Consider the following 13,481-nt stretch of genomic DNA (forward strand, 5'->3'; position numbering starts at 1 on the left):
TCATGAGGTTAGCGGCACAATCGGAGATCGACTTCGCCGTCAACCTCATGATCAACGGGGTGTTCGCGCTGGGGTGGGCCGGGCAGGGGGCACGGGGCGGGGGAGGGGGAGGGTCAGGCGGGGCGGCGGGTGGCGGCTATGGCCAGGTCCACCAGCGCCTGGCGGGCCTCGGTGTCCAGGTCGACGGCGGTCAGCGCGGCAAGCGCGCTCTCGGTGAGCGCGGCGATGTGCCGTTCGGCACGCTCCAGCGCGCCGCTGGTCGTGATCAGCTCGCGCAGTCGGTCCACCCCAGCCGCGTCCAGATCCGGTACGCCCAGCCCGGCCAGCAGCGCCTCCGCGCCGGCCTGGTCGAGCGTCTCCAGGGCCGCCGCCACCAGGTACGTCCGCTTGCCCTCGCGCAGGTCGTCACCGGCCGGCTTGCCGGTCAGCTCCGGGTCGCCGAACACTCCCAGCACGTCGTCGCGGAGCTGGAACGCCTCACCCAGCGGCAGCCCGTACGCGGAGTAGGCGGCGTGCACCTCGGGCGGGGCGCCGGCCAGCGCGGCGCCCAGCAGCAGCGGCCGTTCGACCGTGTACTTCGCCGACTTGTACCGGGCCACCTTGGCGGCCCGGTCGAGCGAGGTGTCAGCGGTCGCCTGGGTCAGCACGTCCAGGTACTGCCCGACGGTCACCTCGGTGCGCATCTCGTCGAAGATCGGCCGGGCCCGGGCCACCGTCGCCGGCGCCAGGCCGGAGGAGTGCAGCAGCTCGTCGGACCAGACCAGGCACAGGTCGCCCAGCAGGATCGCGGCCGAGTCGCCGAAGGCGTCCGCGTCGCCGCCCCAGCCGGCCGCCCGGTGCCGGGCGGCGAACCGGCGGTGCACCGCCGGCTCGCCCCGCCGGGTGTCCGACCGGTCCATCAGGTCGTCGTGGATCAGCGCGCTGGCCTGTACGAACTCCAGCGCGGCCAGGGCGGCGACGACCTGGTCGGAGTCGACCCCGCCGGCGCCCCGGTAGCCCCAGTAGCCGAAGGCCGGGCGCAGCCGCTTGCCGCCGCCCAGCACGAACGCCTCGATCGCCTCGGCGACGGGCAGCAGGCCGTCGTCTACGGCGGTCAGCCAGCCGCGCTGGCCGGCCAGGAACTCGGTGAGCGCCTTGTCGATCCGCTGACGCAGGCCGGCACGGTCGACGGGGGAAACGGGAGCAGCGTGGGTCACGCCACGACGCTAGCGGTTCGGGCCCGCTCCCGTCGTGCCACCGTCCCGGCGTGCCTGGCAGCTCACCGGCGGTGACTGTCGCCATCGGTGCCGCGACGGCAGGTACGGACGGGCCGCCGCGAGCAGCCGCGCGTACCCCCGGGTCGCCGGTCCGGGCGGACGGCGGGCCAGCCCGCGGCGGAACTCGGTGAGCTGGCCGATCGCCCGGGGCGAACCGGAGCGGACCGCGTCGAGCAGCGCCTCGCCGGCCACCGCGCACGCCTCGGGCTCTGCGCCGAGCGCCAGGTGCCCGCGGGCCAGCCAGCCGCCGTACACCGCTGAGCGGCGCGGGCGGCCCGGCGCGGTCGCCACGGGCGTCAGCAGCGGCACGGCCGCGGCGGGACGACCCAGCGCGACGAGCGTGCGCCCGGTCATCGCGGCCAGCTCGGCCGCGTCCAGCCAGTACAGCCAGGGCGGCTCCCGGCCGGGCTCCGGCGGCCCGGCCCGGTCGGCGCCGGCCAGCGCCTCACCGGCGGCGCGGCGCCGCCCGCCCAGCGCGGCGGCGAGCGCCACCCGGTGCAGCAGCAGCGCCCGCAGCCCCGGGGAGGCGGTAACGCGGCTGGCCCCGTACCCGATCCGGGCCAGGACCAGCGCGCCGGCCGGGTCGCCGGCGTCGGCCAGCAGGTGGCTGGCCGACCCGAGCACGTGCCCGGCCAGCGGCGGCTCCCCGGCGGCCACCGCGGCCCGCAGCGCCAGCCGGTAGGCGACCAGACCGCCGGTGAGGTCGCCGGCGTCGGCGGCCAGCCACCCGGCGAGCTGCGCCGACTCGGCCAGCGACGGCAGCATCCGCCGCCGGCCGGCGGGCCCGGCGCGCCGGTAGCCGCGGACCGAGCGGCGCAGCCGGCGCGCGCCGAGCCCGGCCAGGTCGCCGCCGCCGAGCAGGTCGTCCCAGCGCCGCAGCGTGGCCAGCGACGCCCCGTCCGCCGGGTGCCGCCGGCCGGGCCCGGCGCTGCCGTCGGCGCCGGGCGGCCCGTACCCGTCGCCGGTGGCCGGGCCGGGGACCGGCGACGTCGTCGGTCCCGCGAACGGGCCGGCCAGCGTGCCGCCGCCCGGGTCGGCGGCCCAGCGGTGCGCCAGGGTGAGCAGCGCCAGCCGGGCGCGGGACCCGGCCGGGTCGACGGCCACTGGCGTCGCGCCGAGCCGGCGGCTGCTGGCGGCGGCCCCGGCGAGCAGCTCGCCCGGCACGCCCAGGACCGTCGCCAGCCAGGCGGACCAGAAGTCGCCGGGGAGCCGGAGCTGGCGCTCCCAGCGGGACACCTCGTGCCGGGTCAGGGTGGGCACGCCGGAGGCGGCGCAGAGCTCGGCGGCGAGACGCTGCTGGCTCCAGCCGCGGGCGGCCCGCAGCTCGGCCAGGAGCGGCCCGAGCAGGCGCGGGCCGGGCGGCGAGGACGGGATCATGGTGACCTCCGGGGCGACGGCGCGGATGGCGACGCGGACACCCGGCCGGCGCCGGCGCGTCACCGTCGTGGCGACCCCCGCGCGGGCCCCCGGGACGGCCGTCGGCCGCCCCACCGCGCTGTGGTCTTTCTACCCCCGGGGTACGACGTCGCGCCGCGGAGTGTTCGCGGGCTGGGAAGACTCTCGGTAAGCCGTGCGCTCCCGGCTACAGTCGGTCCGTGGCGCTCGGTCTTCCCTCGGTCCTTCCCAATCCCCAGCCGGCGATCGGGGAGCTGATCCGTGACGGCCGCCCGACGTTCTCCTTCGAGTTCTTCCCGCCGAAGACGCAGGCCGGGGAGAAACTGCTCTGGCAGGCCATCCGGGAGCTGGAGTCGCTGCGTCCCTCGTTCGTCTCGATCACCTACGGCGCGGGCGGCTCGACCCGCGACACCACTGTGGCGGTGACCGAGCGGATCGCCACCGAGACCACGCTGCTGCCGATGGCGCACCTCACCGCCGTGAACCACTCGGTGGCCGAGCTGCGGCACGTGATCGGCCGGCTGGCCTCGGTCGGGGTGCGCAACGTGCTGGCCGTGCGGGGCGACCCGCCGGGCGACCCGGGCGGCGAGTGGATCGCCCACCCCGAAGGCGTCCGGTACGCCGAGGACCTGGTCCGGCTGGTCCGGGACAGCGGTGACTTCAGCGTCGGGGTGGCCGCCTTCCCGTACAAGCACCCGCGTTCGCCGGACGTGGCCAGCGACACCGCGTACTTCGTCCGCAAGTGCCGGGCGGGCGCGGAGTTCGCCGTCACCCAGATGTTCTTCGACGCCGACGACTACCTGCGGCTGCGCGACCGGGTGGCCGCGGCCGGCTGCGACACGCCGATCCTGGCCGGGGTGATGCCGGTGACCCAGATCGGCACCATCGAACGCTCGGTGCAGTTGTCCGGCGCGCCGTTCCCGCCGGCGCTGGCGCAGCGGTTCGAGCGGGTGGCCGACGACCCCGAGGCGGTGCGCCGCCTCGGCGTCGAGCAGGCGAGCGAGATGTGCGAGAAGCTCCTCGACGAGGGCGTGCCGGGGATCCACTTCATCACGCTCAACCGGTCCACCGCGACCCGCGAGGTGTGGCAGCGGCTGCGCGCGGCCGCACGGGTGTGACCACCCGCCACACGACACCCGCGCCGTGCTTCTACGGTTGATCCGTGGTGGGCACACAGCTGAACTGGGATCAGTACGCGACGGCGTGGGCGCGGCTGCACGGCGGCTTCGATCCGCGTACCGCCGCGCCGGTGGTGCGTGCCTGGCTGCGCTTCGCGTACCACGTGGGCTACGTGCTGGGCCGGCTGCGCGTCGGCCCCACCCCGGTGACCGTGTTCGGGGTGCTGCTCTGCTTCTGCGTACCCCTGTTGGTGGAGCGGCCGGGCGACGGACCGTTCCTGGGCGCGTTGTTCGTGCTGCTGGCGGCGGTGGCCGACAGCGTCGACGGCGCGGTGGCGGTGGCGACCGGCCGCACCACCCGCCTGGGCTACGTCTACGACTCGGTCGCCGACCGGCTCGGCGAGGTGGCCTGGCTGATCGCGTTCTGGCTGCTCGGCGCGCCGGGCGCGCTGGTCGCGGCGGCCGGTGGCCTGTCCTGGCTGCACGAGTACGTGCGGGCGCGGGCGGTGTCGGCCGGGATGCGGGAGATCGGCGCGGTGACTGTGGGGGAGCGGCCGACCCGGGTCAGCGTCGCGCTGGTCGGGCTGCTGGTCGCCGGGCTCACCGGGCTGATCGACGCCGACCTGACCGCCGGCACCATCACCATGGCCACCACTGTCTGGGTGCTGCTCGCCGGGTTCGGCCTCGGCCAGTTGCTCTCCGCGGTCCGCCGCGCCCTGGTCGACGCCGGCTGACCGCCGCGCGCCGCGCAGCCTGCCGGGTGGGCGCACGGCGAGCCGCCCGTGTTAACAAGGGGCCCTTCCTCTACCGGAGGCGTTAACAGGGGGCCCTTCCTTACACCCCTCACCAGGCGGGGCCGACCGCCTCGGCGACGATCTCCGCGGACAGCGTGACCATGGGCAGGCCGCCGCCCGGGTGGCTGGAGCCGCCGACCAGCCAGAGCCCGGCGACCGGGCCCCGGTTGGCCGGGCGCAGCAGCCCGCCGGCGGTGCCGTAGATCGCCCCGCCCGGCGCGCCGGTGGCCGCGTCCAGGTCGGCCGGGGTGCGGATCTCCCGGAACACCAGCCGGTCCCGCACGTCGGCGCCGCGTTCGGCCAGCACGTCGAGGATCCGGTCCGCGTACGCCTCGGCCAGGCCGGGCCGCCGCCAGTTCACAGCGCTCGCGGCGGTGCCGTGCCGGGGCGCGTTGACCAGCACGAACCACGCCTCGTGGCCGTCCGGGCGGACCGCCGGGTCGTCGGCGGCGGTGACGAACACTGTCGGGTCGGGCGCCGGACGGGCCCGCACCCCGCGACCGGGGTCGCCGAACACGGCGTCGAACTCGGCGTCGTAGTCGCGGGGGAAGAAGACGTTGTGGTGGGCCAGCCCGGAGTCGCCGCGTACGCCCAGCAGCAGCACGAACCCGGCGAGGCTGCGGTCGGTGAGCGCGGCCAGCCGGCGCGGGTCGGGCAGCAGGTCCCGGTAGACGGTGAGCGCGTCCACGTTCGCCACCACCACGTCGGCCGGCACCGGCGCGACGGACCCGGCCACGCGTACCCCGTGCACCCGTCCGCCGGCGGCGTCGATGCGGGTGACTGTGGCGTCGGTGCGTACCACCACGCCGAGGTCCAGGCAGCGCGACAGCAGCGCGTCGGCGAGCGTGCCCAGCCCGCCGCGCAGGTACCAGCCGCCGTACGCCAGCTCGGCGTAGGGGACGGCGACGAGCGCGGCCGGGGCGCGGCGCGGGTCGGCGCCGGTGTACGTGGCGTACCGGTCCAGCAGCATCCGCAGCCGCGGGTCGGACAGGTGGCGGCGGCCCAGCCCGCGCAGCGTACGGCCGGGGCCGATGGCGGCCAGGTCGCCCAGCCGCCAGGCCAGCGCGGCCAGGTCGCGGGGCGAGTCGACGGTACGGCGCAGGATGTCCCGGTGCGAGGCCGACCACACCCGGCCGGCGCGCCGCCACAGCCCGCGCCAGTCGGCGGCGGACCGGTCGCCGAACGCGGCGCCGATCCGGGCGGCGAACTCGTCCGGGTCGGCGCAGGAGTCGAGCGCCTGCCCGCCGCCGGGGAAGACGTGCCGCACGATCGGGTCCAGCGGGACCACGTCGAGGTATTCGTCGAGCTTCGCGCCGGTCGCCTCGAACAGGTCGTGGAAGACCTGCGGCAGGGTGAGCAGGCTCGGCCCGGTGTCGAAGTGCCACACCCCCTCCGGGGTGTGGTGGGCGTACCGGCCGAGTTTGCCGCCGACCGTGCCGGCCCGTTCGAGGACGGTGACCTCGTGCCCGGTGACCGCGAGCCGGGCGGCGGCGGCGAGCCCGCCCACGCCGGCGCCGATGACCACGATGCGCGCCATGGCGTGCCCCTCCTAGGTGACCGGGCGACCCCGCCAGGTGAGCCGGTGTCGCTTCCGCAGATGGTACGACCGGACGGTCAGCCAACCGAGGACCACGACCGACACGGGGTGTGCGAGCGCGTCGGGCCACGCCCGTCCGCCGGTGGCGCGGGCGCTGACCACCCGCCCGGCGACCCCGGCCAGGTAGGCCAGGAACGCCACCGTGGCCACCACCGGCGCGCCGGCCAGCAGCCCTCCGAGGGCCAGCAGCGGCGGCGCGACGTAGAGCGCGACAAGCAGCGCCAGCACGGCCGCCGCTGCGGCAGGGTGCCCGAACGTCGCCCACAGCGACTTGGTGTAGCCGTCGCGCAGCTGCGGCCAGGTGTCGTACATCCGGCAGGACGCCAGCCGGGACCCGTCGGCCAGCGCGATCCGCCCGCCGGCCCGTTTCACCGCCCGGGCCAGCTCGATGTCCTCCAGCACCTTGTCGGCCACCGCCGCGTGCCCGCCGGCCCGCAGGTAGCCGGCCCGGTCCACGACCAGGAACTGCCCGCCCGCCGCCGCGAGGGAGGGCCGCCGCGAGCGTTCCATCGCGCGCAGCGGCAGGAACGTCAGCCACAACCACTGCAGCAGCGGCTGCACCAGCCGGTCGCCCGCCGTCCGCACCACGATCCGGGGGTACGGCGACAGCAACGCCGCGTCCGCCGCGCGCAACTCGGTCACGGCCGCCGCCACCGCGTACGGGGTGAGCACCACGTCCGCGTCGACGAAGGCCAGCGCTGTCGGCTCCGGGGCGGTACGGGTGGCGAGCTGCCAGCAGGCGTGCGGCTTGCCCAGCCAGCCGGGCGGCGGGGCGACGCCGGTGAGCAGCGTGAGGCGGGGATCGTCGCCGGCCACCGCGCGGACCACGTCGGCGGTGCCGTCGGTCGAGCCGTCGTCGAGCACCACGATCCGCAGGTCCGGCACGCCGCGCTGAGCCAGCAGCGCGCGCAGGCACGGGGTGACCCGCTCGGCCTCGTCGCGCAGCGGCAGCAGCACCGCCACCGGCTCGGTCACCTCGGCCGGACCGGCGGCCGGGCGGCGCAGCCAGGCGAGCGCGTTGACGATCGTGTGCCCGGTGAGCGCGCCGACCGCCACGGCCAGCGCGAGGGCGGCGATCATGCCGGGGCGTCGACGCGCGGCACCGGCTGCGGCTCGGCGGCCGGGTCCCGGCGGGCCCGCCACAGCGTCACCGCCAGCGGCACCGCCGCCACCGCCATCCCGGCCGCGCCCCACAGCGCCGACGCCGGCAGCCGCAGGAACACCGCGTGCGCCAGCACGCTGGAGGCGTACGTCCAGAGGTAGAGCGCGAACATCGGCGCGTCCCGGCCGTCGACCCGGTCCACGGACGGCCCGGCGAGCGGGCGCAGCGCGACGGCCAGCAGCACCGCGAAGCCCAGCCAGCCCAGGTAGTTGCTGACCGGGATGCCGGGCAGCCCGGGCAGCGCCGGGGTGGCGTCGCGCCAGGTCCAGTAGCCCTCGGCCACCATCTGCGGGTCGAGGAACAGGTCCCAGGCGGCCAGCCCGACCGCCGAGAGCGCGATCCGGGCGAGGCGGGAGCGGACCAGCCGGACCGCGGTGAGCCACGCCGGCCAGGCCATCCAGGTCCAGGCGAGCGGGATGATCAGCGGCACCCCGGCCAGCTTCGGGCCCAGCTCGCCGGAGTAGTCGTAGGTGCCGAACGGGAACCTGGTGGCCACGCCGATCGCCTCCACCGCGAACCCGCCGCCGGTGACGACAGCGACCAGCGCGGCGGCGGTACGGGGGCCGCGGGTGAGCAGCGCGTGGCCGACCGACAGCAGCCAGCCGAGCACCACGGTGGCCACCGTGAGCCCGGCCCGGGTCGCGCCGCCGGTGAGCGGGTAGCAGATCTGGGCGAGGATCAGCGCGGCCAGCAGCGCCCAGGGCAGCCGGACCCTCATGACGCTTCCGGTTCGCGACTGCGGGGCTCGCAGGCCCGGCTCACTCCTCGTGCTCATGACCCGTCCGGCGGGGGCAGCGGCAGGTCCCGGCCGAGCACACCGAACGGCCGCTCGTCGCCGGGGAAGTGGAAGTGGCGCAGGACGTCGACGAAGCCGAACCGGCGGTACAGCCGCCAGGCCCGGGACTTCTCCTCGTCGGCCTCGGGGGTGGACAGCAGCGTGGTGTCGCCCTCGGCCACGGCGAGCAGCGCGCGCAACTGGCGGGCGCCCAGGCCGTGCCCCTGCGCGGGCGGGCGCACGTGCAGTTCCACCACCTCGAACGGGTGCGCCAGCCAGCGCTGCCGGGCCTGCGCGTTCAGCGCCCGGTGCACCTGGTCGTGCCACCACTGCCCGGTGGCGCCCCGGTAGCCGTACCCGAAGCCGGCCAGGTGTCCCTCGCTGGTCAGGCTGGCGACGGCGCGGAAGCCGGGCCGTCGTACGTGGGTGGCGATGTAGCCGCGGCGGGCCTCCAGCAGGTCGGGCCGGTAGCCCATCGCCTCGCCGTAGACGGCCACCACGTCGTCCAGCCGCCGGACCAGGTCGTCCGGTGTCCACCGCACCAGCCTCATGCGTACCCTCTCGCTGTTTCCGGGTCGCCCTCGGCGGCCCAGCCGAGCACCGTTCGGTCGCCGACCACGTCGCCCACCGCGAACCGCGCGAACAGTTCCTCCGCGTACCAGCCCTCGGTGGGGGTGCGGGTGATCGCGGCGCGGTGCTCGGGGGAACGGTACGCGAACGCGACCAGGTCCGCCGGGTCGCGCCACACGCTCACCGTGCCCTGCCAGCCCAGCGGCGCCTCGCCGACGCCGAAGCGGGCGAGCAGGCCGGGCGCGGCGTGCAGGGCGCCGGCGACCGGGGGGATCGCCCGCCAGAACGTGGCCGCCCGGCGGGTCCGCAGCCGGGCCCGGGTCAGCGCCAGCACCGGCCCGGTGACCCGTCCGCCCGACGGCGCGCCGAACGGCTCCCGCCCGGACCACCGGCCACGGCTGGTCAGCGGGCGCAGGTCGACCCGTACCGCGGCGCGGGCGATCCGGGCCCAGGACCGGGCGACCGGGGAGGCGTCGAAGCCGGCCGCGTCGGCGGGGGAGTCCCAGACCACGAGCGCGGCCCACCGGGTCAGGTCGGCGTCGCCGGGGCCGAATCCGGTGCCGGTCCCGGTGCCGAGCAGCTTGGCGAAGCGGACGCCGGGCAGGCGGCGCAGCCGCGCCGGGTGGGTGGCCATCCGGCCCAGCACACCGGGTACGGCCCGTCGGGGCACACGCCACACGTGCAGCGTGACGAGTTCGGGGTTCACGCCACCTCGGCCGGCGCGCCGGCGGTGATCCGCAGCAGTTCCGCGTACGTGGTGGGGAACACCGCCCGGGGTACGCCGCCTGCGGCCCACACCTCGTCGTACCCGGTCAGGGCGGTGTCGACGACGGTGCGCAGCGGCGCGGGGTGGCCGACCGGGGCGACGCCGCCGATCACCTGCCCGGTGTGCTGCTTGACGAATTCCGGGGTGGCCCGGCGCAGCCGGGTCACGCCCAGCGTGGCGGCGAGCCCGGCGGTGTCCACCCGGTGCGCGCCGGAGGTGAGCACCAGCAGCGGCGCGCCGTCCGCGTCGAAGATCAGCGAGTTGGCGATGGCGCCGACGGCGACGCCGAGCGCCTCGGCCGCGGCGGCGGCGGTGTGCACCGCGTCGGGCAGCAGTCGGACGAGGCTGGCCTCGCCCGATCCGTCCCGCGCGCCCGCCTCGTCGAGCGCGCGCTGCACCGCCTGCACGTTCGGGTGTGGCTGCATGCCCCCATTCTTCCCTCACCCCGGTCCGGCCCCGCCGGGGGCCGTGGCCCTCCCGTGTGTCCCCGGCGCGTCACACGTTGCGTTTTCGTCGGGGGGGAGGTGTACTGTCAGGGTAGTTAGAACGAGTGTTCGATTCCGGCTCGAAGTTCGGTTCGGTCCGAACGGCAAGCGGCTCAGCTCCCCGGCTGGGCCGGCCCCCGGTCGAGCCGGGTCGCGCACCCGTCGAACGCTCCGGAGACGGTGTTTCGCGGCACCGGTTTCCGGGAGGTGCGGCACCGCGGGCCGCACCGGGTTCGGACAGTCGCGAGTCCGGGCCCGTCAGGCAGGTCGTCGCCCGCCGCCCACGACCCCCGGGCGGCGGGCGACGGACCCGCCGGTACGCCGGCCGGGGGTGGGTGTGGGGAAGCGTCCACACCCGGCCGGCCAGCCACCTGAAAGGTGCGTCTTCCTCCGCACCGACCGCTCCGGGCGACCGGGCGACGGTTCCTACGTCGCGCGACCGCCCGCCCCGGCCACACGCGGAGGAGAGACCCATGCCGACCAGTCCGGCCCAGGCGCCCACGGTGCCCGCGCACGTGCTGCCGCACCGCACCCCCGCCCAGTTGCTCGCGGTGGCCCGCGACGGGCTGGCCGAGGCCGCCCGCACCCGTCCCGACGGCCTCCGGTACGCCGCCGCCCACCTCGCGGCGCTGCGCGCCGCCGCCGCCGTGCTCGCCGCCCGGGCCCGCCCCGCGCCCACCCGGCGGAACCGGATCACCAGCGTCTGGGTGCTGCTCGCCACCGTCGCCCCCGAACTGGACGAGTGGGCCGCCTACTTCGCGGCCGGCGCGAGCAAGCGGGCCGCCGCCGAGGCCGGCATCCCCCGCGTGGTCACCGCCCGGGAGGCCGACGACCTGCTGCGCGCCGCCGAGGAGTTCGTGACGGTGGTGGAGACCGCGCTCGGCCTGGCGCACCAGCCGGCGCTCGACGGCCTGCCCCGGCCCCTGCGGCGCGGCGCCTCCGACTCCCCGCCGTCGCGGCCCGGAGCCGCAGCCGCCTGATTCGTGGCGTCCGGCCACCACCGGCGGGACCCCGGGTGGCCGGACGCCGCACCAACGGCACGCGTGTGCCGCAGCACCGACACGATCCACAGCACACGATCCACAGCACCATCCACGGGCGGGACCCGTGGCGAAACACGACGGGGGGTTGGTCCGATGGCGGGCCGCATGGTGGTCGGCTCCGCCGCCCTGGCCGATCTGGTCCGTCCGGCGAGCGCCCCCGACCCGGCCGGCGGCCACCGGGTGCTGCCCGTCCGGGCCGAGCTGACCGGGCTGCTGCCCAACCGCGGTCTGCGGCGCGGCAGCACCGTCGCGGTCGGCGCCGGCCAGCCCCGCCGCAGCGGCGCCACCTCGCTGATCCTCGCGCTGCTCGCCGAGGCGTCCCGGGCCGGCTCGTGGTGCGCCGTGGTCGGCGTACCCACCTTCGGGGCCGGCGCGGCGGCCGAGGCGGGCATCGCCCTGGACCGGCTGGCCCTGGTGCCCGACCCCGGGCCGGAGTGGCCCACAGTGGTCGCCGCGCTCATCGACGGGGTCGACGTGGTGGTCACCGCAGTGCCGGCCACCGTCGCCGCCTCGGTCGCCACCCGGCTGGCCGCCCGCGCCCGGCAGCGCGGAAGCGTGCTGGTCCCGTACGGCCGGTGGGACGGCGCGGACGTGACGCTCCAGGTGGTCCGGGGCGTCTGGCAGGGGCTCGGTCCCGGTCGCGGTCGGCTGCGCCGCCGCGAGGTGACAGTCTCGGCCCGGGGCCGGGGCGCGGCCGCCCGCCCCAAGGAGATCAAGGTGTGGCTGCCCGGCGACGAGCTGACCCGGGTGATCCCCCGCTCGGCCGGGCTCGGCGCACCGTCCGCCGCGCCGGCCCGCCGCCTGCGCGTGGTGGCCCCGCCCGCCCGTACGCTCGCCGCGGCCGGCCCGGCGTGAGCGGCGCGCCGCAGCGGACGCTGCTGCTCTGGTGCCCGGACTGGCCGGTCCTCGCCGCCGAGATCGTCGACGGGGTGCCCGCCACCGACCCGGTCGTGGTGCTGCACGCCAACCGGGTGGTCGCCTGCTCCGAGCGGGCCCGCGCCGAGGGGATCCGGCGCGGGCTGCGCCGCCGGGAGGCGCAGGGGCGCTGCCCGCAGCTCACTGTGGTCGACCACGACCCCGCCCGGGACGCGCGGGCGTTCGAGCCGGTGGTGGCCGCCGTGGAGGAGGTGGTCGCCGGTGTCGAGGTGATCCGGCCCGGCGCCTGCGCCACGGCGGCCCGGGGGCCGAGCCGTTACCTCGGCGGCGAGGAGGCGGCGGCCGAGCGGATCGTCGAGCACGTCGCGCAGAGCTGCGCGGTGGAGAGCCAGGCCGGCATCGCCGACGGGGTGTTCGCGGCCGGGCTGGCCGCCCGGGAGGGGCGGATCGTGGCACCCGGCGGCACCCGCGAGTTCCTGGCCGGCCGTCCGGTCGAGGCGCTGGGCCGGCCCGCCCTGGCCGACCTGCTGCGCCGGCTCGGCGTCCGTACCCTCGGCGACTTCGCGGCGCTGCCCGCCGGGGACGTGCTGGCCCGGTTCGGTTTCGACGGCGCGCTGGCGCATCGGCTCGCCGGTGGCCGGGACGACCGCCCGCTCGCGGTCCGGCAGCCGCCCGCCGACCTGGCCGTCACCGCCGACTACGACGAGCCGGTCGACCGGGTCGACGCCGCCGCGTTCGCCGCCCGGACGCTCGCCGAACGGCTGCACGAGCGGCTGGCCGCGTACGGGCTGGCCTGCACCCGGCTCGGCATCGAGGCGGTCACCGCGCACGGCCAGGAACTGCACCGGGTCTGGCGGCACGACGGCCTGCTGACCGCCGCGGCCATCGCCGACCGGGTCCGCTGGCAGCTCGACGGCTGGCTCTCCGGCAGCAACGGCCGGGGCGGGGCACGCCCGGCCCGCCCGACCGCCGGGATCGTCCGGTTGCGACTGGTGCCCGACGGGGTGCTCGCCCAGGCGGGCCTGCAACCCGGCCTGTGGGGGGAGACCGGTGAGGAGCGGGAGCGGGCGCACCGCGCGCTGAGCCGGGTGCAGGGCATCCTCGGCCCCGAGGCGGTGGTCACCGCGGTGCTCGGCGGCGGGCGGTCCCCGGCCGACCAGGTGCGCCTGGTCCCGTGGGGCGACGAGCGGGCGCCCGCGCGCCCCGGCCCGCCACCCCTGCCGCCCGCCGCTCCGGGTGCCGCGTCCGCCCCTGTCGTCGTACCCGCTGAGGGCCGTGCGGGGCGACGGGGCGGGCGGGGCCGGGCGGTGGCCGAGCCGCCGTGGCCGGGGCGGATTCCGCCACCGTCGCCGGCCGTGGTCCTGCCCACCCCGCTGCCGGCCGACGTGCGCGACGCGGCCGGGGAACCGGTCGTGGTGAACGCGCGGCTGGCGGTCAGCGCGGCGCCGGCCCGGCTCACCGTCGGCGACGGGCGCCCGGCGGAGATCACCGGCTGGGCCGGGCCGTGGCCGGTGGACGAACGCTGGTGGGCGCCGGCCGAGGCGCGCCGCCGGGCCCGGTTCCAGGTGTGCCTGGCCGACGGCGCCGCCCTGCTGCTCGCGGTCGAGGGCGGGATGTGGCTGGTGGAGGCGATCTATGACTGAG

General features: G+C 77.5%; 13 protein-coding genes. 5 read left to right on the forward strand and 8 right to left on the reverse strand.

The window, feature by feature from the left end:
* Window positions 1–113 precede the first annotated feature (113 nt).
* Both ACSDG8_RS26035 and ACSDG8_RS26040 read right to left on the reverse strand, forming a co-directional pair.
* Complete coding sequence (locus ACSDG8_RS26035) at window positions 114–1,196, reverse strand: polyprenyl synthetase family protein (protein ID WP_210897277.1); 1,083 nt, start codon at window positions 1,194–1,196, stop codon at window positions 114–116.
* Window positions 1,197–1,205: 9 nt separating this feature from the next.
* Window positions 1,206–2,696, reverse strand: coding sequence for a helix-turn-helix domain-containing protein (locus ACSDG8_RS26040; RefSeq protein ID WP_439427299.1), 1,491 nt, complete (start codon window positions 2,694–2,696; stop codon window positions 1,206–1,208).
* Window positions 2,697–2,851: 155 nt separating this feature from the next.
* Here ACSDG8_RS26040 and metF point away from each other — a divergent pair, with 155 nt between their 5' ends.
* Together metF and ACSDG8_RS26050 are read left to right on the forward strand one after the other, a co-directional pair.
* Entirely contained in the window at window positions 2,852–3,769 is a 918-nt protein-coding gene (gene metF, locus ACSDG8_RS26045; protein WP_210897279.1) for a methylenetetrahydrofolate reductase [NAD(P)H], read from the forward strand.
* Window positions 3,770–3,813: 44 nt separating this feature from the next.
* On the forward strand, window positions 3,814–4,503 hold the full coding sequence (locus tag ACSDG8_RS26050) for a CDP-alcohol phosphatidyltransferase family protein (protein WP_210897280.1): 690 nt from the start codon (window positions 3,814–3,816) through the stop codon (window positions 4,501–4,503).
* Window positions 4,504–4,612: 109 nt separating this feature from the next.
* On the opposite strand, the gene ACSDG8_RS26055 is transcribed toward ACSDG8_RS26050, so the two are convergent.
* From ACSDG8_RS26055 to ACSDG8_RS26080, 6 genes are read right to left on the reverse strand one after another with little or no spacing between them, the layout of a single operon-like run.
* Window positions 4,613–6,100 (reverse strand): phytoene desaturase family protein, encoded by a 1,488-nt coding sequence (locus tag ACSDG8_RS26055; protein WP_210897282.1) that lies wholly within the window; start codon window positions 6,098–6,100, stop codon window positions 4,613–4,615.
* 12 nt (window positions 6,101–6,112) lie between these two features.
* The gene (locus ACSDG8_RS26060) at window positions 6,113–7,240 is read right to left on the reverse strand and encodes a glycosyltransferase (protein WP_210897284.1); all 1,128 of its coding nucleotides are present in this window, start codon (window positions 7,238–7,240) and stop codon (window positions 6,113–6,115) included.
* Window positions 7,237–8,040, reverse strand: coding sequence for a carotenoid biosynthesis protein (locus ACSDG8_RS26065; protein WP_210897286.1), 804 nt, complete (start codon window positions 8,038–8,040; stop codon window positions 7,237–7,239). The genes ACSDG8_RS26060 and ACSDG8_RS26065 overlap by 4 nt, the downstream gene beginning before the upstream one ends.
* A gap of 53 nt (window positions 8,041–8,093) precedes the next feature.
* Window positions 8,094–8,648, reverse strand: coding sequence for a GNAT family N-acetyltransferase (locus ACSDG8_RS26070; RefSeq protein WP_135241303.1), 555 nt, complete (start codon window positions 8,646–8,648; stop codon window positions 8,094–8,096).
* The gene (locus ACSDG8_RS26075; RefSeq protein ID WP_210897288.1) at window positions 8,645–9,373 is read right to left on the reverse strand and encodes a monooxygenase; all 729 of its coding nucleotides are present in this window, start codon (window positions 9,371–9,373) and stop codon (window positions 8,645–8,647) included. Before ACSDG8_RS26075 ends, ACSDG8_RS26070 begins: the two co-directional genes overlap by 4 nt.
* Window positions 9,370–9,858 (reverse strand): YbaK/EbsC family protein, encoded by a 489-nt coding sequence (locus ACSDG8_RS26080; protein ID WP_043329446.1) that lies wholly within the window; start codon window positions 9,856–9,858, stop codon window positions 9,370–9,372. The genes ACSDG8_RS26075 and ACSDG8_RS26080 overlap by 4 nt, the downstream gene beginning before the upstream one ends.
* A 533-nt stretch (window positions 9,859–10,391) precedes the next feature.
* Here ACSDG8_RS26080 and ACSDG8_RS26085 point away from each other — a divergent pair.
* The 3 genes from ACSDG8_RS26085 (at window position 10,392) to ACSDG8_RS26095 (ending at window position 13,480) form a co-directional block, all read left to right on the forward strand.
* A complete protein-coding gene (locus ACSDG8_RS26085) occupies window positions 10,392–10,898 on the forward strand; it encodes an SAV_6107 family HEPN domain-containing protein (RefSeq protein WP_069089017.1) in 507 nt (168 codons plus the stop codon).
* Between the two features lie 156 nt (window positions 10,899–11,054).
* The gene (locus tag ACSDG8_RS26090; RefSeq protein WP_210897289.1) at window positions 11,055–11,816 is read left to right on the forward strand and encodes a hypothetical protein; all 762 of its coding nucleotides are present in this window, start codon (window positions 11,055–11,057) and stop codon (window positions 11,814–11,816) included.
* Window positions 11,813–13,480, forward strand: a complete 1,668-nt coding sequence (locus ACSDG8_RS26095) for a DNA polymerase Y family protein (protein ID WP_210897291.1) — start codon at window positions 11,813–11,815, stop codon at window positions 13,478–13,480. Before ACSDG8_RS26090 ends, ACSDG8_RS26095 begins: the two co-directional genes overlap by 4 nt.
* Window position 13,481: the final 1 nt, after the last annotated feature.

This window comes from Micromonospora sp. LA-10 (assembly GCF_051853095.1).
GTDB classification, from domain to species: Bacteria; Actinomycetota; Actinomycetes; order Mycobacteriales; family Micromonosporaceae; genus Micromonospora; species Micromonospora echinospora_A.